23 protein-coding genes and 2 tRNA genes are annotated in these 20,192 nt (G+C 65.2%); 21 read left to right on the top strand and 4 right to left on the bottom strand.

The genetic code is table 11. The features are described from left to right. Window positions 1–22 precede the first annotated feature (22 nt). The 5 genes from ACKUUH_RS13535 (at window position 23) to ACKUUH_RS13515 (ending at window position 5,733) form a co-directional block, all read left to right on the top strand. Window positions 23–928, top strand: a complete 906-nt coding sequence (locus ACKUUH_RS13535; RefSeq protein WP_407950443.1) for an ABC transporter substrate-binding protein — start codon at window positions 23–25, stop codon at window positions 926–928. Continuing rightward, on the top strand, window positions 925–1,941 hold the full coding sequence (locus tag ACKUUH_RS13530) for a FecCD family ABC transporter permease (protein WP_407950442.1): 1,017 nt from the start codon (window positions 925–927) through the stop codon (window positions 1,939–1,941). Before ACKUUH_RS13535 ends, ACKUUH_RS13530 begins: the two co-directional genes overlap by 4 nt. Beyond that, entirely contained in the window at window positions 1,941–2,708 is a 768-nt protein-coding gene (locus ACKUUH_RS13525) for an ABC transporter ATP-binding protein (protein WP_407950441.1), read from the top strand. Before ACKUUH_RS13530 ends, ACKUUH_RS13525 begins: the two co-directional genes overlap by 1 nt. A 141-nt stretch (window positions 2,709–2,849) precedes the next feature. Further along, on the top strand, window positions 2,850–4,163 hold the full coding sequence (locus ACKUUH_RS13520; protein WP_407950440.1) for a cation:proton antiporter: 1,314 nt from the start codon (window positions 2,850–2,852) through the stop codon (window positions 4,161–4,163). Window positions 4,164–4,305: 142 nt separating this feature from the next. Further along, a complete protein-coding gene (locus ACKUUH_RS13515) occupies window positions 4,306–5,733 on the top strand; it encodes a cryptochrome/photolyase family protein (protein ID WP_407950439.1) in 1,428 nt (475 codons plus the stop codon). Here the strand turns inward: ACKUUH_RS13515 and ACKUUH_RS13510 are convergent. From ACKUUH_RS13510 to ACKUUH_RS13500, 3 genes are all read right to left on the bottom strand, one after another. Beyond that, the gene (locus ACKUUH_RS13510) at window positions 5,720–6,523 is read right to left on the bottom strand and encodes an SDR family NAD(P)-dependent oxidoreductase (protein WP_407950438.1); all 804 of its coding nucleotides are present in this window, start codon (window positions 6,521–6,523) and stop codon (window positions 5,720–5,722) included. The two genes, ACKUUH_RS13515 and ACKUUH_RS13510, sit on opposite strands and share 14 nt — an antisense overlap. Beyond that, window positions 6,520–7,206, bottom strand: a complete 687-nt coding sequence (locus tag ACKUUH_RS13505; RefSeq protein WP_407950437.1) for a DUF6134 family protein — start codon at window positions 7,204–7,206, stop codon at window positions 6,520–6,522. Before ACKUUH_RS13505 ends, ACKUUH_RS13510 begins: the two co-directional genes overlap by 4 nt. Before the next feature lie 84 nt (window positions 7,207–7,290). Continuing rightward, entirely contained in the window at window positions 7,291–8,058 is a 768-nt protein-coding gene (locus tag ACKUUH_RS13500; protein ID WP_407950436.1) for a TrmH family RNA methyltransferase, read from the bottom strand. 150 nt (window positions 8,059–8,208) lie between these two features. Between ACKUUH_RS13500 and ACKUUH_RS13495 the strand changes: the two genes are divergently transcribed. The 3 genes from ACKUUH_RS13495 to ACKUUH_RS13485 all read left to right on the top strand — a co-directional run bounded on the left by ACKUUH_RS13495 (window position 8,209) and on the right by ACKUUH_RS13485 (window position 10,540). Further along, complete coding sequence (locus ACKUUH_RS13495) at window positions 8,209–8,895, top strand: lysoplasmalogenase (protein WP_407950435.1); 687 nt, start codon at window positions 8,209–8,211, stop codon at window positions 8,893–8,895. Further along, window positions 8,892–10,037 carry a serine hydrolase domain-containing protein gene (locus ACKUUH_RS13490; protein WP_407950434.1) on the top strand — a complete coding sequence of 382 codons (1,146 nt, stop codon included), beginning with the start codon at window positions 8,892–8,894 and terminating at the stop codon, window positions 10,035–10,037. Before ACKUUH_RS13495 ends, ACKUUH_RS13490 begins: the two co-directional genes overlap by 4 nt. A 65-nt stretch (window positions 10,038–10,102) precedes the next feature. Continuing rightward, window positions 10,103–10,540 (top strand): hypothetical protein, encoded by a 438-nt coding sequence (locus tag ACKUUH_RS13485; protein WP_407950433.1) that lies wholly within the window; start codon window positions 10,103–10,105, stop codon window positions 10,538–10,540. A gap of 16 nt (window positions 10,541–10,556) precedes the next feature. Here ACKUUH_RS13485 and ACKUUH_RS13480 read toward each other — a convergent pair. Next, window positions 10,557–10,631: transfer RNA gene (locus ACKUUH_RS13480), tRNA-Thr, on the bottom strand. Window positions 10,632–10,852: 221 nt separating this feature from the next. On the opposite strand from ACKUUH_RS13480, the gene ACKUUH_RS13475 reads away from it, so the two are divergent. The 13 genes from ACKUUH_RS13475 to ACKUUH_RS13415 all read left to right on the top strand — a co-directional run. Continuing rightward, on the top strand, window positions 10,853–11,026 hold the full coding sequence (locus tag ACKUUH_RS13475) for a hypothetical protein (protein WP_407950432.1): 174 nt from the start codon (window positions 10,853–10,855) through the stop codon (window positions 11,024–11,026). Window positions 11,027–11,144: 118 nt separating this feature from the next. Next, entirely contained in the window at window positions 11,145–12,422 is a 1,278-nt protein-coding gene (murA, locus tag ACKUUH_RS13470; RefSeq protein WP_407950431.1) for a UDP-N-acetylglucosamine 1-carboxyvinyltransferase, read from the top strand. Window positions 12,423–12,434: 12 nt separating this feature from the next. Next, on the top strand, window positions 12,435–12,875 hold the full coding sequence (locus ACKUUH_RS13465; RefSeq protein ID WP_407950430.1) for a DUF2948 family protein: 441 nt from the start codon (window positions 12,435–12,437) through the stop codon (window positions 12,873–12,875). 133 nt (window positions 12,876–13,008) lie between these two features. Next, a complete protein-coding gene (gene hisD / locus ACKUUH_RS13460) occupies window positions 13,009–14,301 on the top strand; it encodes a histidinol dehydrogenase (RefSeq protein ID WP_407950429.1) in 1,293 nt (430 codons plus the stop codon). Between the two features lie 275 nt (window positions 14,302–14,576). Further along, window positions 14,577–15,056: a UPF0262 family protein gene (locus ACKUUH_RS13455; RefSeq protein WP_407950457.1), complete on the top strand. Its 480-nt coding sequence runs from the start codon at window positions 14,577–14,579 to the stop codon at window positions 15,054–15,056. Window positions 15,057–15,061: 5 nt separating this feature from the next. Beyond that, window positions 15,062–15,559 (top strand): low molecular weight phosphatase family protein, encoded by a 498-nt coding sequence (locus tag ACKUUH_RS13450; protein ID WP_407950428.1) that lies wholly within the window; start codon window positions 15,062–15,064, stop codon window positions 15,557–15,559. Between the two features lie 143 nt (window positions 15,560–15,702). Continuing rightward, on the top strand, window positions 15,703–16,428 hold the full coding sequence (locus ACKUUH_RS13445) for an SIMPL domain-containing protein (RefSeq protein ID WP_407950427.1): 726 nt from the start codon (window positions 15,703–15,705) through the stop codon (window positions 16,426–16,428). A gap of 120 nt (window positions 16,429–16,548) precedes the next feature. Next, complete coding sequence (gene infA, locus ACKUUH_RS13440; RefSeq protein ID WP_011995440.1) at window positions 16,549–16,767, top strand: translation initiation factor IF-1; 219 nt, start codon at window positions 16,549–16,551, stop codon at window positions 16,765–16,767. After that, window positions 16,764–17,345: a Maf family protein gene (locus tag ACKUUH_RS13435; protein WP_407950426.1), complete on the top strand. Its 582-nt coding sequence runs from the start codon at window positions 16,764–16,766 to the stop codon at window positions 17,343–17,345. Before infA ends, ACKUUH_RS13435 begins: the two co-directional genes overlap by 4 nt. 123 nt (window positions 17,346–17,468) lie before the next feature. Further along, entirely contained in the window at window positions 17,469–18,989 is a 1,521-nt protein-coding gene (locus ACKUUH_RS13430; protein ID WP_407950425.1) for a ribonuclease E/G, read from the top strand. Window positions 18,990–19,007: 18 nt separating this feature from the next. After that, complete coding sequence (yacG, locus tag ACKUUH_RS13425) at window positions 19,008–19,235, top strand: DNA gyrase inhibitor YacG (RefSeq protein ID WP_407950424.1); 228 nt, start codon at window positions 19,008–19,010, stop codon at window positions 19,233–19,235. A 120-nt stretch (window positions 19,236–19,355) separates the two neighbouring features. Further along, window positions 19,356–19,431, top strand: a tRNA-Phe gene (locus ACKUUH_RS13420). A 464-nt stretch (window positions 19,432–19,895) separates the two neighbouring features. After that, a partial coding sequence (locus tag ACKUUH_RS13415) for a DUF4225 domain-containing protein (protein ID WP_407950423.1) occupies window positions 19,896–20,192 on the top strand: 297 nt, incomplete at its 3' end.

Here is a 20,192-nt window from a genome sequence, read left to right as displayed (position 1 = left end):
AGCCGAATACGAGAATAGAACGATGACACGATTTTCAATCGGCCTTTTGGCGCTTCTCGCCTGCCTGCTCGCGGCTGTGCCCGCGCGGGCGGAAGCGCCGTCCCGTGTCGTCTCCATCAACCTCTGCTCCGACATCGTCGCAGCCGATGTCGCCGCGCCGGGCACGCTCAAATCCGTCTTTCGCCTCGGTCGCGATCCGGAGGATTCGCCCGTGGCCGCGCTTCTCGCTGATGTGCCGCCGAATGACGGCCGTATCGAGGACATTCTTCCCTTCGCGCCCGATCTCGTCCTCGCGCATGAGTGGACCTCGCCTTTCACGCTCGATCTCCTCGCCCGCATGAACATCCCGGTCGCGACCGTGAAGGATGCGCGCAGTTTCGAGGACATCCGCGAAAACATCCGCACCGTCGCCGCCGCCCTCGGGCGCGAGGAGAAGGGCGAGGAGGTGATCGCGCGCTTCGATGCGGAGACGGCGGCGGCGCGGCGCGAAAGCGCGAACGCGCCCACCGCGATCCTCTACCAGGACCTCGGCAGCGCGGCGACGCCGAACTCCATCCTCGGTCGCATCCTCTCGCTCACAGGCTTCCGCAATGTCGTCACGGAAGAGAATGTGGTGGGCCTCGCCTATCCCGGCATCGAGGACGTGATCGCCTACCGGCCCGAGCTCATTGCCCTCGGCATCTACCGTCCGGAGGCGCCGTCGCAGGCCAACGCCGTGCTGGAGCACCCGGCGCTTCGCCTCTATCGCGAACGCTATGCCCGGGAGGTCCGCCTCGACGCTGGCGGCTGGACCTGCAGCACGCGCTTCGTCGCCGTCATCGCCTCGCGCCTCGCTGCCACGCACGACGCGATGACCCGTTCCTCGTCCACCCTCCCACGAGGGGAGGGGCAAACGGCCGAAGTCAGTGTGGGGAGGGGGCACCGATGAAGACCCACGCGAACGCATGGATGGTGAACATCGCCCTCGCCGCGCTGACGCTTTTCCTTTTCGCCGCTTCCGTCTATGTCGGTCGCGGCGGCGATCTTCTGATGGACAAGTTCGCAACCGTCGCCGAAATGGACCGCGACATCGCCTGGCTGGTGCTGACGGAAATCCGCCTGCCGCGTGCGCTGCTCGGTCTCCTTGTCGGCGCCTCGCTTGGCCTCACGGGCGCGGGGCTTCAGGGCCTCCTGCGCAATCCGCTAGCCGAGCCGGGTCTCATCGGCGCGTCGGGCGGCGCGGCCCTCGGTGCCGTGCTCGTCTTTTATTCGGGCCTTTCTCTCAGCTCGATCGGATTGGCGACCGTCATGCTCGTTCCCCTCGGCGGCATTGCCGGCGCGCTCGTGGCGCTCGCCGTGCTCTATCTGCTCGCGGGCCGCAATCCGTCCATCGTCACCATCATTCTCGCGGGCGTGGCGATTTCCGCCTTTGCCGGCGCGCTCACCTCGCTCTCGCTCAATCTCGCGCCGAGCCCCTATGCCGCGCTGGAGATCGTCTTCTGGATGCTGGGCTCGCTGACCGATCGCAGCATGACGCAGGTCTGGTTCGTTCTGCCTTTCATGGGCGCGGGCTGGCTTCTCGTTGCGTCCTCCTGGCGCGCGCTCGATGCGCTTTCGCTCGGCGAGGACACGGCGGCGACGCTCGGCTTCTCCATGAAGTCGGTCACACTGCGCGCCATCCTTGGCACGGGGCTCGCCGTCGGCGCCGCCGTTTCCGTCACCGGCGTCATCGGCTTCGTCGGTCTCGTGGTGCCGCATCTCATGCGTCCGCTTGTCGGCCAGCGTCCGGCCTCGCTCCTTCTTCCCTCCGCCTTTGGCGGCGCGGCGCTCGTCCTTGCGGCGGACCTTCTGGTGCGTCTCCCGGTCGATGGGCCGGAACTGAAGCTCGGCGTCGTCACCGCGCTTGTCGGCGCTCCCTTCTTCCTCTGGCTCATTCTCCGTACGCGAAGGGAGGCTTCCTGATGCGCCTCGCCGTCGAAAATCTTCATGCTTCATTGGGCGCCGCACGCATCATTCGCGGCGTCTCGCTTCGCGTCGAAGGGTCGCGCTTCGTCGGCCTCATCGGTCCAAACGGCGTCGGCAAGACGACGCTCATCCGCGCCGTCGCCGGCCTCATTCCCTTTGCCGGCAGCGTCACGCTGGACGGAAACCCGGTCTCCGCCCTGAGCCCACGGTCCCGCGCGCGCGCGATGTCATATCTCGCGCAGGGTGCGGGCAGCCACTGGCCGCTCGAGGTATCGCGCCTCATCGCGCTTGGCCGCCTGCCGCATCTGGAGCCTTTTCATCGTGCGAGTGCCGCCGACGAAGCCGCCATCGCCCGCGCCATCGCGCTTGCGGGCGTTGCGGAATTCATCGGCCGCGATGTGCTGACATTGTCCGGCGGCGAGCGGGCTCGCGTGCTGCTGGCCCGCGCGCTGGCGGTCGAGGCGCCCCTCCTGCTCGTGGACGAGCCCGTCTCCGCGCTCGATCCCTATCACCAGATCCGCATCATGGAAGTTCTGCGCGCCTATGCGGATGAAGGCCGAACGGTCGTCGCCGTCCTGCACGACCTCTCGCTCGCCGCGCGCTATTGCGACAGGCTGATCCTGCTTGACAACGGCCAGGTGAAGGCGGACGGCGCGCCGGGCGACGTGCTGACGCCGCAGAACCTCCGCGACACCTACCGCATCGAGGCGCTCATCGGCGACGACGACGAGCGTTTCGTCCTGCCGGTGAGGCGGGTGGAGTAAGGGCTACTCCGCCGCGCTGACGGCCTTGCCGAAAATAAATAGCGGCCCTTGCGAAATGCCCCGAACGGGCCCCTTCCTTGGCCGTCCGCCTTGGGTAATCATGGCGCCAGCCGATTTGCCCGCCCGCCGAGGCCCCTCCCGATGCACGACGTTCTCACGCTGAATTCCGTCACGTTGCTGATCGTCATTGCACTCGGTTGCGGCTTTGCCCTGATGCGGCTCCGCCAGCCCGCCATCGTCGGCTACATCCTTGCGGGTGTGGTTCTCGGCCCCGGCGGCCTCGGGCTCATCCATTCGGCGGAAGGCATCGACCTCTTCGCGGAACTCGGCGTGCTGCTCCTCCTCTTCGTCATCGGCATGGAGCTCGACCTCAAGGCCTTCCGCAATGTCTTTCGCATTGCGCTCTTCTGCGCCGGGCTCCAGTCGGCCGTCGCCATTGGCCTCACCTGGGGCGCGGGCTCGCTTCTGGGCTGGAGCTTCGAGCGTTCCCTCGTCCTCGGCTTCGTGCTCTCGCTGTCCTCCACCGCGGTGGGCATCAAGATGCTCGCCGAAATCGGCGAAACCCGCACCCATGCCGGCCGCCTCACCATGGGTGTCCTCATCGCGCAGGATCTGCTCATCATCCCCATGCTGGTCGTGGTGCAGTCGCTCGGTTCGGCGCGCGGCGCGGATGTGGGCTTCGATCTGCTTCTGGCGCTGAAGCTCTTTGCGGCCGTGGCGGTCCTCGCGGGCGTCGCCGTGGTGCTCACGCGCCGCGAGCGCATCGAGCTTCCCTGGAGCCGTCATCTCCGCCGCCAGCCGGACCTCGCGCCGCTTGCCAACATCGCCTTCTGTTTCGTCTTCGCCGCCGTCTCCGGCTATATCGGTCTCTCGCCCTCCTACGGCGCCTTCCTCGCGGGCCTCATCCTCGGTGCCTCGACGGACCGTCGCGCCGCGATCTTCTTCACCTCTCCGGTGCAGAGCCTCTTCCTGATGATCTTCTTCCTGTCGGTCGGGCTTTTGATCGACCTCGGGTTCATTCTCGAAAATCTCGGCGTCATTCTCCTCCTCGTCTTTGTCATTCTCGTCGCGAAGACGGCGACCAATATCGGCATTCTCCATTTTCTGCGCGAGCCCTGGGACAACGCCTTCATCGCCGGCCTCGTCATGGCGCAGATCGGCGAGTTCTCCTTCGTGCTGGCAAAGGCGGGTCTCGGCGCGGGCGCGATCGACCGCGAGACCTACCAGCTCGCGCTGTCCGTCATCGCCTTGAGCCTCGTCGTCAGCCCCTTCTGGCTCGCCACCGCGCGCCGCATTCACGGGCTTCGCCACAACTTCCAGTTCACAGGTGTCGCCGCCACGGCGGAGCGGCTCTATCCCGGCGCCTATGCGCTCGCCTTGCGCGTCTGGGCCGCGCTTCGGACACTCGCGGTTTCGGCGCGCGACCGTCTCCGCCAGCGCCGTTCGAAGCCCTGACCTACCGCGCCGCCATCCATGGTAACCACCGGTTTCCCGATGCCGCTTCATTGATCCGCCCCGAAGCCGGGCTCGTATCGTAGGATGTTCAGCTCATGCACATCCGGGTATCGGCGGCCACATGTCCTTAGGGAAGCACGGTTTGAAAAAGGAAGAGGGGAGCCCCTCGATCGTCTGGCTTCGCCGCGATCTGCGGCTCGACGACAATCCCGCGCTCGCCGCCGCTGCCGCGCGCGGTGCGCCGGTCGTGCCGCTCTTCATTCTCGACCCGCGAGAAGAAATCGGCGCTGCCTCGCGCTGGTGGCTGCACGGCAGTCTCGCGGCTCTCTCAAAAAGCTTTGGCCATCTCGGCATATCCCTCGTTCTGCGCCGCGGCGCGCCGATGGATGTCCTGTCCGCACTCGCCGGGGAGATCGGCGCCGGCGCCGTCTTCTGGAACCGCATCTACGAACCGCAAGCAATCGCGCGGGACAAGGCGCTGAAGGCGTCTCTCCGGAAAAGCGATGTCGAGGTCCGCAGTTTCAATGCCTCGCTCCTCGCTGAGCCCCGGGAGGTGAAGACCGGAAGCGGCGATCCCTACAAGGTCTTCACGCCCTTCTGGCGAACGCTCTCGCAAGTCCCGTTCGACACGCCGCTGCCCGCGCCGGGCAAACTCATGGGCGTCGGCGGCGTTGCGACGGAAAACCTCTCCGGCTGGAATCTTCTGCCCGCAAAACCCGACTGGGCGGCGGGCCTGCGCGATACATGGACACCCGGCGAGGCGGGCGCGCAGTCCCGGCTCCGGGTGTTCGTCGAACGCGCGATGGAGGATTATCCGCGCGTCCGCGACCTGCCCGACCGCGAGGGCACGTCGCGCCTCTCGCCGCATCTGCATTGGGGCGAAATCTCGCCACGCCGCATCTGGCACAGCGTCCGTCATGCGCAAGGCGGTGGCGGACATGCGGGAGACGCCTTTCTGCGCGAACTCGCCTGGCGCGACTTCGCCTGCCATCTTCTTTATCACTGGCCGGAAATCGAAACGGAAAACTGGAAGCGTGAATTCGACGCCTTTCCCTGGGCGCGAAACGCCGCGGCTTTCGATGCGTGGAGCAAGGGTCGTACCGGTTATCCCATCGTCGATGCCGGCATGCGCCAGCTCTGGCAAACGGGCTGGATGCACAACCGCGTGCGCATGATCGCGGCCTCCTTCCTCATCAAGCATCTGCTGATCGACTGGCGCCAGGGCGCGGCATGGTTCGAGGACACGCTGGTCGATGCCGATCTCGCGGTGAACCGCGCAAGCTGGCAATGGGTGGCCGGGTCGGGCGCCGACGCGGCGCCTTACTTCCGCATCTTCAACCCCGTACTACAGGGCGAGAAGTTCGATGGGAGTGGCGACTATGTGCGCACCTTTGTGCCCGAGCTCGCAAATCTCGACACGAAATACGTCCACAAGCCGTGGGAAGCGCCGCGTCCCGTGCTCGAAAAGGCAGGCATCGTGTTAGGTGAAACATATCCCGCGCCGATCGTCGATCACGGGCGGGCGAGAGAACGCGCGCTCGCTGCGTGGCGCGCAATCAGGAGCGGTTGAGTTTGGTGGCGTATGCCGGGTGCTTGCCCTTCGGCACTGTCTTTCCCGTGAGCGCAAGCGAGAGGCGATAGGGTAGCATCTGCAGCAGGCGAAGCAGCAGCGAGAAGCGTCGCGGAAAGGCGATCTCGAAGCGGCTCGATTGCAGCCCGCGATAGAAGGCGTCGGCGGCGTCCTCCACCTCCATCAGAAAGGGCATCGGAAATTCGTTCTTGTCGGTGAGCGGCGTCTTCACGAAGCCCGGATTGACGATCTGCAACGTCACGCCGTGTTTCGCGAGATCGGGGCGCAGCGCTTCCGCCATGTTGATGAGCGCCGCCTTGCTGCCGCCATAGATCGCCGAACTCGGCAGCCCGAAATAGCCAGCAAGCGAGGCGACGAGTGCGATCCGGCCCTTGCCCCGCCCGATCATCGCCGGCATCAGCGCCTCGAGGCAGTTCACGGTGCCCATGAAGTTGAGCTCGAAGACCGGCCGCGCCCGGGCGGCGGTCAATTCATGCGCGAGCACAGGCTCGTAGGTGCCCGCGCAGAGCGCCGCGACGGCAATCGGCCCCAGCTCACCTTCGATGCGCGCAACGGTCCGGCGCACCTCTTCGGGCTTCGTCGTGTCGAGCGGAAAGGGTGCGATCTCGCCGCCCGTTTTCGCCGCTTCCGTCTTCAGCGCGTCGAGTTCGCCCGCGCGTCTCGCCGACGCCGCCACGCGCCAGCCCTCCCGCGCCATGCGCAGCGCCAGCGCCCGCCCGATGCCCGAACTTGCGCCGGTGATCCAGACGATCTCTTTCGTGTCGCTCATTGCAGGGCCACCTGAAGTTCCTGCCGGTCAATTCGCACCACACGGTAGTCGACATCCTCGCCGCGCGCCCGGAAGATCACGTTCAGCCACTCCATTTTCGGCGAGTACCAGAGCTTGAGTTCGAGGTCGCCCGTCATCTCGTATTCGCGCACGGGCAGGGTCTCGCCACCGGCCGTCGCTTCGCGCATGCCGGTGGGGGTGATGCCGACATTCAGGATGCGGCCCTTCTGCGTGTCGAGAAGCTGCGTCTGGGAAACCGTCGCCGGGTGCCAGTAGCTCGTCGGAATGATCTCCGTCGGCGCGATGAAGGTGCCGTTTGCCGAACTCGTCACTTCAAGTCCCTCTTCCGTCGCCTTCGCGCTCACCCGGTATTCGTCGCCGTCATCGTTCGTCACCGTTTCGAGTGCGACAAGCCTGCCGTCGCGCCAGGTCTCGCGGTTCCGGTGCTCGTAGCGGAAAAGGGTTATGGGCCCGAACGACACGGCAAGCTCGATGTCGATGGCGACATGGAGGTCGTCGCCCTTGCGCGTGAAGCTGACCGTGTGGGTTCCGATGGGATCGCTTCCCCGCTCGACGCGGAAAGACAGCGCCGGCCCGGGGGACGTAGCCGGCGCTGCCGCTTCCGCGCCGAGGACGGGAAGCACGATCGCGAGAGCCGATGCAATTTGGAGCAGCGATTTCAAAGGCGGGGACCTCTAGGGGGTTTGAACCGCTGGCTCCTTGTTCCAGCTCTCACCCCATCGATACGCCGCCGCCGCCGCGCCGGATCACCGCCCCGAACGCCGCCTGTATCGCGCCGAAAGCGCAAGGCTTGCCGCCACTGTCGCGTTGAGGGACTCGACCGCCCCCGTGGTCCGGATCGCGAGCATCGTCGCGCCGAGCCCTGGCGGCAGCCCGCGCCCCTCCTCGCCGAGAACGAGGCGAAGGCTCTCCGGCCACTCATAGACCTCGATGTCGCTGCCCGCGCCGTCGAGCGCGGCGAGAGGCCCCTTCGCGCCCGCAAGCGCCGTCCAGTCGCCGCCCTTGAGGAAGGTCAGGCCGAACTGCGCATTCGCCCCGCCTCTGAGCGCCTTCGGATGGAAGGGATGCGCCGCCCTCTCCATCAGCACGATGCGAACCGCGCCGAAGGCTGCCGCGCTGCGCAACGCCGCGCCGAGATTGGACGGGTCGCCGAGCGCCAGCACGAGTTCGAAGCCTTGCGGCGCCTTCGAGAAATCCGCCGCCGCCATCTCCGGCACGTCGCCGATGAGCAGCGGAAATCCCGTGCCGTTCGTATCGAGTGCCTCGAAGAGCGGCTTTGCCAGCACATAGCGTTCGATGGACGGGGGCAGGGCGAGCCGGTTGAGGTCGCTATCCGTCCGCGCCAGCGCCGCCGTGAAGCGGCTCCCATACCGCGCCAGCGCCTCCGGCACGGTCTTCCGCCCCGAAAGGATGAACTCCCCATGCTTGCGGATGCCGCGCGATTCGCCGAGCGCCAGCCATTTCTTTGCCCGCGCATTCTGCAGGCTGTCGATTTCGCGCGCCCCGCCGCTCATTTTCTGTCCTTTTGCGAATCCCGCTAATCCGCGATCATAGAGGGGCAACAGGCAGAATAAAAAGGAACCCATCCTCGCCCCGCGAGGGACCGAAATTTGCGGAGCGAATTTCGCGGAGGGGTGAGCCGTTAAACTGAAGCGGAGGGGACAATGCTGCAAATCTTTTCAATGGGCGACGGCCTCGACGCCATCCGCGTTGCGCTGGCGCTTCTCTCGCTCGCGGCTGCCATCGCCTACCAGCTGATCGAAAGCCGGCCGCCCTCCGCGCCCCGCACCGGCCTCAAGACCGCCGCCATCGGCCTCCTCGTCCCGCTGCCGCTTCTCGCGCTGGGGCAGGGGCCGGCCCTGCCTTTCGTCCTCCTTGCCGCCGCCTTCTTCTTCTCCAGCGCGGGCGATCTCTTCCTCGCCCTGAAGGGCGATGCGCGCAACTTCCCGCGCGGTCTCGCCGCCTTCCTTGTCAGCCACCTCTTCTACATCGCGGTCATGATCCCCCTCGCCAGCGCACCGGACACGCTCGCCCTCAAGGCGACATCGCTCGCCGTCGGCCTCGGCGCTATTGCGCTCTATTTCACGCTCGCGCCATCCCTTGGAAAGCTGAAGCTCCCCGTCGGCGCCTATCTCGTCGCCATCCTCGTCATGGCGCTCTCGGCGTTGGCGATACCTGAAGGCGCACCCTTTCTCGGCCTCGGCGCCGTCCTCTTCGTGATCTCCGACAGCGTCATCGCGATCGACAAGTTCCGGGGCGGCGTTCCCTTCCGCGGCCCCATCGTCTGGGTCACCTACTATGTGGGGCAGGCGCTCATGGCGGCGAGCCTGCTCACGCTGCTCGCATCATGACCGTTCCGATAGACGGCACCTGCGATCCCCGCTTCGCGCCTGTCCGCGAAGCCTTCGTCGCGAACTTCACCGAGCGCGGCGAGCCGGGCGGCGCCGTTGCGCTCATGGTCGACGGCCGCCTCGTCTGCGATCTCTGGGGCGGGCACCGCGACGCCGCGCGCACGCAAGCCTGGTCGCGCGACACGCTGGTGAATTTCTTCTCCGTCGGCAAGGCGTTCACGGCGCTCGTCGCGCTTCGTCTCGTCGAGCGTGGGGCGCTCGATCTCGATGCGCCCGCCCATCGCCTCTGGCCGGAATTCGGCGCACACGGCAAGGAGGCAATCACGCTCCGCCACATGCTGTCGCACCAGGCGGGCCTTCCCGCGATCCGGAAGGACTTGCCTGATGGCGCCATGTTCGACTGGAACGCCATGACCGCGGCCCTCGCCGCCACGCCGCCCTGGTGGGAGCCCGGCACGGCGCACGGCTATCACGTCAACACGTTCGGCTATCTCGTCGGCGAGCTCGTCCGCCGCGCGTCCGGCCGCACCATCGGGCAGCTCCTTCGCGACGAGGTCGCGGGCCCGCTCGGCGCCGATGTCCATATCGGCCTTCCGCCCACGGAGCATTCCCGCGCCGCCGAGTTCCTCTGGCCGTCCGTCCTCCCTGAGCGCCCCGAAGGCGACCTGCCGGACGACATCCTCATGAAATGGAACACCTACTGGAACCCGCCGGGCATTTCCGGCGCGGGCTGGGTGAACAGCGCGGAATGGCGCGCCGCCGAAATCCCCTCCACCAACGGCCATGGCACGGCGCGCGGCATCGCCCGCGTCTATTCCGCGCTCGCCGCCGGCGGCAGCATCGGCGGTGTCGATATCCTCTCGCGCGACATGCTCGCCGCCGCCGTCGAGGAGCAGTCCTTCGGCCCCGACCGCATTCTGGAGCGTGAGTCCCGCTTCGCCCTCGGCTTCCAGTTGCCGCAGGCCGAACGCCCGCTCGGACCGAACGCGCAAGCCTTCGGCCATTTCGGCGCGGGCGGCTCGCTGGGCTTCTGCGACCCGGCCGCCCGCGTCGCCTTCGGTTACGTGACGAACGACATGGGCCCGCGCTGGCAGAACCCGCGCAACAAGGCGCTCCTCGCCGCAATCTACGAGTGTCTCTGAGGGGGATGTCAGGCTACGCTTTTTGCTGACGGCTCCGGGCAATGGCATCCGGATCGGGGGGACTGATGGGGAACGCTATCTGGCTTTTCTGGCTTCTGCCGCAAACATATTTCGGGAGTGCATATGCAGCATTGCTCTACGTTGGCCCTCAGACGGAGCGTGTCATATATTTTGTGGTGGCGGGAAATTTGAGCCTGCTTCTCGGTACAATTGTGGGCTTGATGCGGCGCGAGCGGCAGCTTCTTTGGTTCATTGCCCCATTTGCGCTCAGTCAGCTATTCGTGTCCCTCGCCGGTCTGATGCGCGGCTGGTTTCGCGAAGGCGATGTTGGCCTCTTGGTTGTGGTCAGCTTCCTCGCCATTCAGCTTGTGCTGATTGCCTTGCTCGTCTATCGGACGAAGAAGGCTTGGATGGGCGCGGTGCCACTTGCTTTTTTTTCCGCGACCTACGCGCTGATGGCGACCTTCATAGGCGCCATGGCTCTCGCTGACGACTGGATTTAGTTGATACGGGAAAATCTGGTGCTGTGGGAGAGGATTGAACTCTCGACCTCTCCCTTACCAAGGGAGTGCTCTACCACTGAGCTACCACAGCATGCCGGGAGGGGCGGTCTGACCGGGCCCCGCTCGAAGTCTCGCCCCGAATGGTAAACAGCGCATGAGCGCCCGCCAGAGCGGCCCTTCGGAAAGCGCGCGGAAAGTGCCACAGCGACCCCCCTCGCGCAAGATGCCGCAACGCACTATCTTCCCCCCAATTCTCCCTCGCGCGGGCTGCCGGATATCCGGCCTCGGCCCCCTGAAACAGAGCAGCAGAAAATGAAGAACAGCCGTACCACCTTCGATCCCCGCACTCCCGGCGGCAAGGGCACCGACCGCGCCGCCCAGACCCGCGAAGCCAAGGCCAAAACCGCCCGCCTCGCCGAGGCGCTCCGCGAAAACCTCAAAAAGCGGAAGGGGCAGGCAAGGGCCCGCAAGGATGACGCGGAATAGTCTGAAAACGGCCCGGATTGGCGGGCATTGGAGTGCGTGAGAGGGCTTCCGGGTTCCCTAGGGTGACTTGGGGCCTTGCTCCCCCTATAAACCGCTGAACCCCAACCGGGACGCATCCATGGACACAATACACATTCGCGGCGGCCGCCGTCTCAAGGGCCGGATCGCCGTGAGCGGCGCAAAAAATGCGGCCTTGCCGCTGATGACGGCCTCCCTGCTGACGGACGAGCCGCTGACCCTCACCAACATGCCGCGCCTCGCGGATGTGCGCACGCTTGGCCGCCTTCTCGATGTCCTGGGCGCGGATATGTCCCTCGACGAAGGCGCCGATGCCGACGTGATGACGCTGCACGCCAAGGACATCCGTTCCACCACCGCGCCTTATGAGATCGTCTCGAAGATCCGCGCGAGCTTCTGGGTTCTCGGGCCTCTACTCGCCCGCTGCCATGAGGCGAAGGTCTCGCTGCCAGGCGGCTGCGCCATCGGCGCGCGCCCCGTCGATCTCTATATTAAGGGCCTCCAGAAGATGGGCGCCGGGATCGATCTGGTGGACGGCTATGTCCATGCCTCCGCCCCCGGCGGCCTCAAGGGCGCGGTCATCCGTTCGCCCATCGTCTCCGTCGGCGCCACGCACACGCTGATGATGGCCGCGACCCTCGCCGATGGCGTCACCGTGCTGGAAAACGCCGCCCGCGAGCCCGAAATCGGCGATGTCGCGAATTGCCTTGTCGCCATGGGCGCGAAGATCGAGGGCATCGGCACTTCCACGCTCCGCATCGAAGGCGTCGAAAGGCTCCACGGCGCCACCCACCGCGTCATTTCGGACCGCATCGAGGCCGGCACTTACGCCATAGCCGCCGCCATGACGGGCGGCGAGATCGTGCTCGAAGGCGCAATCGGCGAAACCTTCGAGGCCGCGCTCTCCGTGCTCCGCGCCGCCGGCGCCGAGGTCGAGAGCGAGCAGGGCGCCGTCCGCGTCGCGCGCAACGGCGAGCGCCTTCAGGCGACCGATGTGGTGACGCAGGTCTTCCCCGGCTTCCCGACCGATCTCCAGGCGCAGTTCATGGCGCTGATGACGGTGGCCGAAGGCGAATCCGAAATCACCGAGACCATCTTCGAAAACCGCTTCATGCATGTGCAGGAGCTGGCGCGCTTCGGCGCCGACATTTCGCTTCACGGCGACAAGGCGCTGGTGCGCGGTGTGGAGAAGCTGAAAGGGGCGCCCGTCATGGCGTCGGACCTTCGCGCCTCCGCGGCCCTCATCATCGCGGGCCTCGCCGCCGAGGGCGAAACCATCGTCAATCGCGTCTATCACCTCGATCGCGGCTTCGAGCGCATCGAGGCGAAGCTCAGCGCCTGCGGCGCCGAGATCTGGCGCGAAAAAGCAACGCAATAAGAGCGGGACCCGATGACGAAAGACCTTCGCCTCGCCGCAGAGGACGCCGCCGACCTCGAAATCATCTCTGCCGCCTTGCAGGATGCGGTCACCCATGTGCGCGACCTTGCTTTCCTTCCCTCCACGCGCCGCTTCGCCTGCGTGGTGAACCGGTTTCGCTGGGAAGGCGAGGGCAGGGACCGGAAGAAAGCGCATGAGCGCGTCCGCGCCGGGCTCCATTTCGAGAATGTGATTTCGGCGCGTGCCCGCAACATCGCGCAGGACCGGCCGGACGGCGTGCTGAACCTTCTCGCCATCCGCTTCGACGAGTTGAACCCGCCCTCGGGTCTCGTCACGCTGGTTTTCTCGGGCGGCGCCGAAGTGCAGCTTGAGGTCGAGGCGCTGGAAGCCCATCTCTCGGACCTCGGCCTCGTCTGGGAAACGCCGAACAAGCCGGAACACGATCTGGATTGATATAATGTACGGGCTTCTTCTAAACCGTCATGACCCGGCTTGTCCGGGTCATCCATGTCTTTCTTCCTTGATCGCGGCAAAGACGTGGATGGCCCGCATGAAGCGGGCCATGACGAAAATAGGTTAAGGTCTAATGCCCACTCGCCTGAATGCAAAAGACGCGAATTTCGAGGAAGCCTTCGCGGCCCTTCTGGATGCGAAGCGCGAGACCTCGCTCGATGTGCGCGATGCGGTGGAAAAGATCGTCGCGGATGTGCGGGGCAGAGGCGACGAGGCGCTTGTCGAATACACGAAGCGTTTCGACCGGCTGGACCTCACCGCCGCCACGCTTGCCATTCCGCAATCGCAGCTCGATGCCGCGACGGATGCTTGCGATGCGAAGACGCTCGATGCCCTGAAGACCGCCGCCGCGCGCATCGAGGCCTATCACGAGCGCCAGCGGCCCGAGGATTCGCGCTTCACCGACGAGGCTGGCGTCGAACTCGGCCACCGCTGGACGCCCATCGGCGCCGTCGGCCTCTATGTGCCGGGCGGCACGGCGAATTACCCGAGCTCCGTGCTGATGAATGCGATCCCCGCGAAAGTTGCGGGCGTTGCGCGCATCGTCATGGTGGTGCCGACGCCCGATGGTATTGTGAACCCGCTGGTGCTCGCCGCCGCGAAGCTCGCGGGCGTGAACGAGGTCTACCGCGTCGGCGGCGCGCAGGCCGTCGCCGCTCTCGCCTTCGGCACGAAGACCATCGCGCCCGTCGACAAGATCGTCGGCCCCGGCAATGCCTTCGTCGCGGAGGCCAAGCGCCAGGTTTTCGGCACGGTCGGCATCGACATGATCGCGGGACCCTCCGAAATCCTCGTCGTCGCCGACGGCGAGAACGATCCCGAATGGATCGCCGCCGATCTTCTCTCCCAGGCCGAGCACGATGCGAGTTCGCAGTCGATCCTCATAACGCACGATGCCGCTTTCGCCGCGCGCGTCGAGGATGCGGTGGCCCGCCAGTTGAAGGCGCTCCCGCGCGAAACCACCGCGACGAAGAGCTGGGCCGATTTCGGCGCCGTCATCCTGGTGGAAAAACTCGATGACGCGCCGCCGCTCGTGGATCGTCTCGCGCCCGAACATCTCGAACTCGCGGTCGCCGACCCCGAGGCGCTGCTCGCGAAGATTTCCAATGCGGGGGCGATCTTTCTCGGGCGTCACACGCCGGAGGCGATCGGCGACTATGTAGCCGGCTCGAACCACGTCCTGCCCACGGCGCGTTCGGCGCGCTTCTCGTCGGGCCTCAACGTGCTCGACTTCATGAAACGCAGCTCCATCGTCCGCTGCGACGCAGATGCGCTCCGCGCCATCGGCCCCGCCGCCCTCGCGCTCGCCGAAGCCGAAGGCCTCGACGCCCACGGCCGCTCCATCGCGATTCGCCTCAATCTCTAGTCCAAAAACAGATGTCATTGCCGGGCTTGACCCGGCAATCCAGAAGCCGCCGGAGGCGGCGTCTCGCTTCGCACGGCTCGCTGTGACATAGCGGATCGCATGACCCGGCGCTCTGGACCCCCGGGTCAAGCCCGGGGGTGACGAATAGAAAGATGGAGTACGGACGCAGGCACGCGAGCCATCCCCTCGCTTCCGCCCGTGAAATCGGCTTAAAGTACCGCACCATGTCCGACCGCTCCGCAGACGACGAAACCAGCGCGGACGTCCCGCCCGCCATGCCGGAGGGGGAGGCGTACCGCATCATCGATCTCGTCCTCGACGAGCGCTCCGTCGTGCGCCGCAGCCCCGATGTCGAACATGAGCGGAAAGTGGCGATCTTCGACCTGCTGGAGGAGAACCGTTTCGCGCCCGTCGGCAGCGATGGCGGTCCTTATGTCCTGCATCTCGCCATCGAGGAGAACCGCCTCGTCTTCGACATCCGTCTCGACGGCGACGAGCCGCATGGCAAGGTGCTTCTCTCGCTCACGCCTTTCCGCAAGATCATCAAGGACTATTTCCTGATCTGCGAAAGCTATTACGACGCGATCAAGACGGCCGCGCCCTCGCAGATCGAGGCGATCGACATGGGCCGCCGCGGCCTCCACAACGAGGGGTCGCAGACGTTGAAGGAACGCCTTTCCGGCAAGATCGAGATGGACTTCGACACGGCGCGCCGCCTCTTCACCCTCATCTGCGTCCTGCACATCAAGGGATGACCGTGATGGCCGCACGAACACGAACCGGAAGCGTAAAAGCCGGGCGCAGCGAAACGATGCCCGCTTCCGTTCTCTTCGTCTGCAATCTGAACGCGATCCGCTCGCCCATCGCCGAGGCGCTCCTGAAGAAGAGCCACGGCGCCCGCATCTTCATCGATTCGGCCGGCGTCTCTCCGGCGGAGGAGGGCGATCCCTTCGCCGCCGAGGTTCTGCGCGAGGCGGGCATCGATCTTTCGCTTCGCGCGCCCAAGAGCATCGCCGAAATCGACGACGTCACGAGCTTCGATCTGATTGTCGCCTTGACGCCCGAGGCGAAGGAGAAGGCGGAGGCGCTGACGCGCTCTTCGGCGACCGATGTCGAATATTGGGAGATCGCCGATCCGCTTGCCTCGCCCACGGGCGGCAACCGCGAGCGCCGCCTCGCGGCCTATCGCGAATTGCGCGACGCTATCGCGCGCCGGATCGAAACTCGCTTCGGTTCCGCCTCCTCCGCGACGGGGTGAGAGGCGGGGACAACTTCCCCTTGCGTGACGGTTCGATGACATTCGGGTGACAGTCGCCGCCATTTATCCCCGCCCGGATCCATGAAACCGCCGCAATCGGCATGCTATAAAATGGAAAATCTCAATGGGGAGAGCAGCTTGCCATGAAATCGATCCTTGCACTGACGGCAGCCCTGGTCCTCGGCCTTGGCATCGCGCTCGGCGGTTATCTCGCGGGCGATGGATTCGTGAAATCGCGTCTCGGCGATCGCTCCGTATCGGTAAAAGGCCTTTCGGAACGGGAGGTTAAGGCCGATCTCGCGCTCTGGGCCCTGCGCTTCGTCGTCACCGGCAACGACCTCGCCGAGACCCAGGCAGAGGTGAAGCGGAACGCCGATGTCGTATCCAACTTCCTGAAATCGCACGGTTTTTCGGAAGACGAGGTCGAGCTTCAGGCGCCCCAGGTCACCGACCGCCTTGCCCAGATGTACTCGAGCGGTCAGTTCGATACGCGCTTCATCATCGCCCAGCAGCTTGTGCTGCGCTCGACGGATGTGGACAAGGTCGCGAAGGCGAACCGCGACAGCAGCACCCTCGTCGAGCAAGGTGTTGTTTTATCTAATGAATATGGCCCCGTCCGGCCGTCCTACCTGTTCACGAAGATCGCCGACGTGAAGCCTCAAATGATCGAGGAGGCGACGAAGCGCGCTCGCGAAGCCGCGGAAACCTTCGCCGCCGATTCGGGCTCCCGTCTCGGTGGCATCAAGCGCGCCTGGCAGGGCCAGTTCTCGATCCAGCCGCGCGACGAGATTCCCGGCGCGCAGGAGACGGAGCAGGTCATGAAGACCGTCCGCGTCGTCTCCACCATTGAGTACTTGCTGGCTGACTGAGCGGAAATCCTTCGAAAATCAATGCCTTGGGCCCGGTCTCCTCGCGAATTCGAGGGCCGGGCTCTTGATTTCCGGAGGCTTTGTGACCATTCTTCCGGCCAAATTTCCGAAGGATAGTGAATGTCGAAGGAAGAACTGCTCGAGTTTCCGGGCGTTGTGACGGAACTGCTGCCGAACGCAACATTCCGCGTCAAGCTCGAGAACGAACACGAGATCATCGCCCACACGGCGGGCAAGATGCGCAAGAACCGCATCCGCGTCCTCGCGGGTGACAAGGTGCTCGTCGAAATGACGCCCTACGATCTGACGAAGGGGCGGATCACCTACCGCTTCAAGTGACCCGGCTCATCCTCGCCAGCGCTTCGCCCCGCAGGCTCGGGCTGCTTGCGCAAATCGGCATCGAGCCCGACCTCGTCATCGCCGCCGGCATCGACGAAACCCCGCACAGCAAGGAATTGCCGCGCGATCACGCCGAGCGTCTCGCGCGCGAAAAGGCTGAGGCCGTTGCATCAAGTCACGCCGATGCCTTCGTGCTCGGCGCGGATACGGTGGTCGCTTGCGGTCGCCGAATTCTGCCGAAGCCCGAAACCGAGGCCGAGGCGGCGGAATGCCTGAAGCTACTGTCGGGCCGCGCCCATCGCGTCTACACCGCCATCCATCTCATTGCGCCGCATCGTTGCGCGGCGCGGGTGAACGAAACGCGCGTGACGTTCAAGCGTCTCTCGCAGGACGAAATCTCGTTGTATCTCGCCTCGGGCGAATGGCGGGGCAAGGCCGGCGGCTATGCGATCCAGGGCCGCGCCGCCATGTTCGTCCGCGCGCTCGCAGGGTCCCATTCGTCCGTGGTTGGCCTGCCGCTTTTCGAGACGGCGGCGCTCCTTTCCGGGGCCGGATATCCAGCGATTTCAAGGGCCTGACGCGACTATCCTCCGCACGAACAACAGTGTTAGGATCGGAGCTTCAAGGCTTGAAGAGATGGCGGGTGAAGAGGAGGCATCCAGTTGCGTGGGGGCGCGCGCCGGATGCAAATCGGGGTTTTTATGTCCGAAGAAGTTTTGATCAATGTGGGTCCCGGCGAGACACGCGTCGCGATCGTCGAGGACGGGCGTCCCGTGGAACTGTTCCTGGAACGGACCATGGAAGACGACCTCAAGGCGAAGACGGGCCGTGCGGGACATTCGCTGATCGGCAATATCTTTCTCGGCCGCGTGCAGCGCGTGCTGCCTGGCATGCAGGCGGCGTTCGTCGAAGTCGGTCTTGAGCGCGCGGGTTTTCTCGGCGCGCGCGAAGCACGCTGTCTGTGCGAACTCACCGGGCTCGACGAGGGCACGTTGCCGCCGATCAGCGCCTGCGTGCAGGAGGGGCAGGCGATCCTCGTGCAGGCGGTGAAGGATCCGATCGGCGACAAGGGCGCGCGCCTTTCCGCGAACGTCACCATTCCGGGGCGTCTTCTCGTACTCGTGCCGAACCAGTCGGGCGTTGCGCTGTCGCGCCGCATCGAGGACGAAGCGGAACGCGAACGGCTGACGGCGCTTGTCGAGGAAATGGTCGAACGCTTCAATCCGATGGGCGTCACGGGCGAACCGGCGGGCTTCATCGTGCGCACGGCCGCCATCGGCGCGACGTCCGAAGATATCGCCGCCGATGCCCGCCAGCTCGCCGAGGAGTGGCGCAAGGTGCGCGAAACGGAGCGCAAGTCGAATGCGCCCTGCGTTGTCTTTCACGATCTCGATCCCGTCTCCAAGACGCTTCGCGACTGCGTGAGCGCCGATACCGCGCGTGTGCTGATCGATTGCGCGGATGCTTTCGGCGAGGCGCAGCGTTATTGCCGCCGCGCCATGCCGGAGATGCTCGACCGTGTGCAATTGTTCAACGGCCCCGGCGATCTCTTCGCGCTTTACGATGTCGATGGCGAGATCGAGGCGGCGCTGGAGCCGCGCGCGGAACTTCCCTCCGGCGGCTGGATCACCGTCGAGACGACGGAGGCGCTGACAGCGATCGACGTGAATTCGGGACGCTACACGGCAGCGACGGGCCTTGAGGAAACGAGCGTCAAGATCAATCTCGAAGCGGCGCACGAGATCGTCTACCAGCTTCGCCTGCGCGGAACCGGCGGGCTCATCGTCATCGACTTCATTCATCTGAACGACCCGGCGAACATTCAGAAAGTGATCGACGCGCTCAACGAAGGCTTCGCAAAAGACCGCGTGCCGACGCAGATTTCCGGCATGTCCGAATTCGGCCTCGTCGAGATGACGCGAAAGCGCGTACGTGAACCGCTCGACAAGCTTCTGACGGAACCGGCCTATCCGAACGGCCGCCCGCGCCGCAAGACCTGCGCGACGGTCGCGAACGATCTCCTGCGCAAGATCGCGCGCGAGGCGCAGGCCGCACCCGGCCGCCCGCTCGTCGCGCGCGCCTCGGCGGAAGTTGTCGATTGGCTGGAACGCGGCAATCCCTATCTCGTTGACAGGTTGCGCCGTCGTATCGCATCGGAAGTGCAGCTTGTCGGCGAGCCCGCTTTCCCGCGCGAGAAGATCGACGTCGGCGCCGTCCAGTAGGAGCGGGAGGAGGCAATCTTGACGGATGACCATGGCAAGGTTGTGACGCTGAAGGCCCCGCGTCCCTGTCCGATCTGCGGTACGCGCTCGTCCACGAAGTTCCATCCCTTCTGTTCGAAGCACTGCGCGGATGTGGACCTGAACCGCTGGCTGAAGGGCACTTACGCGATCCCCGCCGTCGAACCGCCCGACGAGTGGGACGAGGCCTCGCAAACCCGCCCGGCGGACGAGGATGGGGACGGTTAACCCCTTATCCGGCTTGATCTTTGCCTGAGCGGCGGGGCCCTCTGGACAGGCCCGACTCTATCTCTTATAAACCGCGGACCTCGCCGCAGCGGCCCGGATTTCCGCCGCTTCGGAGCTTCCGCCCAGGTAGCTCAGTTGGTAGAGCATGCGACTGAAAATCGCAGTGTCGGTGGTTCGATTCCGCCCCTGGGCACCATTCCCCTCCATCGCCGGAACATCCGGGGATAACCGTCTCCGGTTGTCATCGTAATGTCACGAAACCGTCACGTGCCTGCACGGTCCGGAATTAGGGTGCGCGTTTCCCGACCCGGATTCCCGGCCGCGTTTCCGCCGTTCGCGCTCCGGCCGGAGATATCCCCGGCTCCGGCAAGAGGATATCCCCCCTTCCCGAACGGGGCGGACGATCCGTCGCCTCGCAGACAACGCGCGGCTTCACCGAATTACGCGAATTACGGTGACACGAATTACAGTGACAGTGGGAATTACGGTGACAGTGCATTCAATTGACGGTGATTGACGATCGGAGGTCGTCTTTTCCATGGCTCGTCTCGCCCGCGTTGTCATTCCCGGTGTACCGCATCATGTCACCCAACATGGGAACGGGCACGCGGGCCGAAGCCTCGAGATGAGTTGAGTGCACTGTCACCGTAATTCACGGCGTTGTGTGCGTCGGCAATCGGTTGTCCCTTCGGGATCATTGGCGCTATTCATGGATTAAACAACATTTATGAGGGGATATCCGGAGAAGACGGCTATTTAAGAGATGGCTATCAGTATGCACTTGGCGAAGAGCGCGGAGATGTGACTTACAGTTCTGTGGATGTAGTAAGCTCGGGTGCGGCTTTGTTCGCAAAGGTCCCGAGGGATGGGGTATTTCGCCTGTTCCACTACATGCCTGACGATTTGACCTGCGCCCCAAGTTTCATCCAGTCGGAAGTAGAGTCTCATGACCATTTG

Source organism: Parvibaculum sp., assembly GCF_045863935.1.
Taxonomy (GTDB): domain Bacteria; phylum Pseudomonadota; class Alphaproteobacteria; order Parvibaculales; family Parvibaculaceae; genus Parvibaculum.
This window is presented reverse-complemented; position numbering and strand designations above follow the sequence as displayed.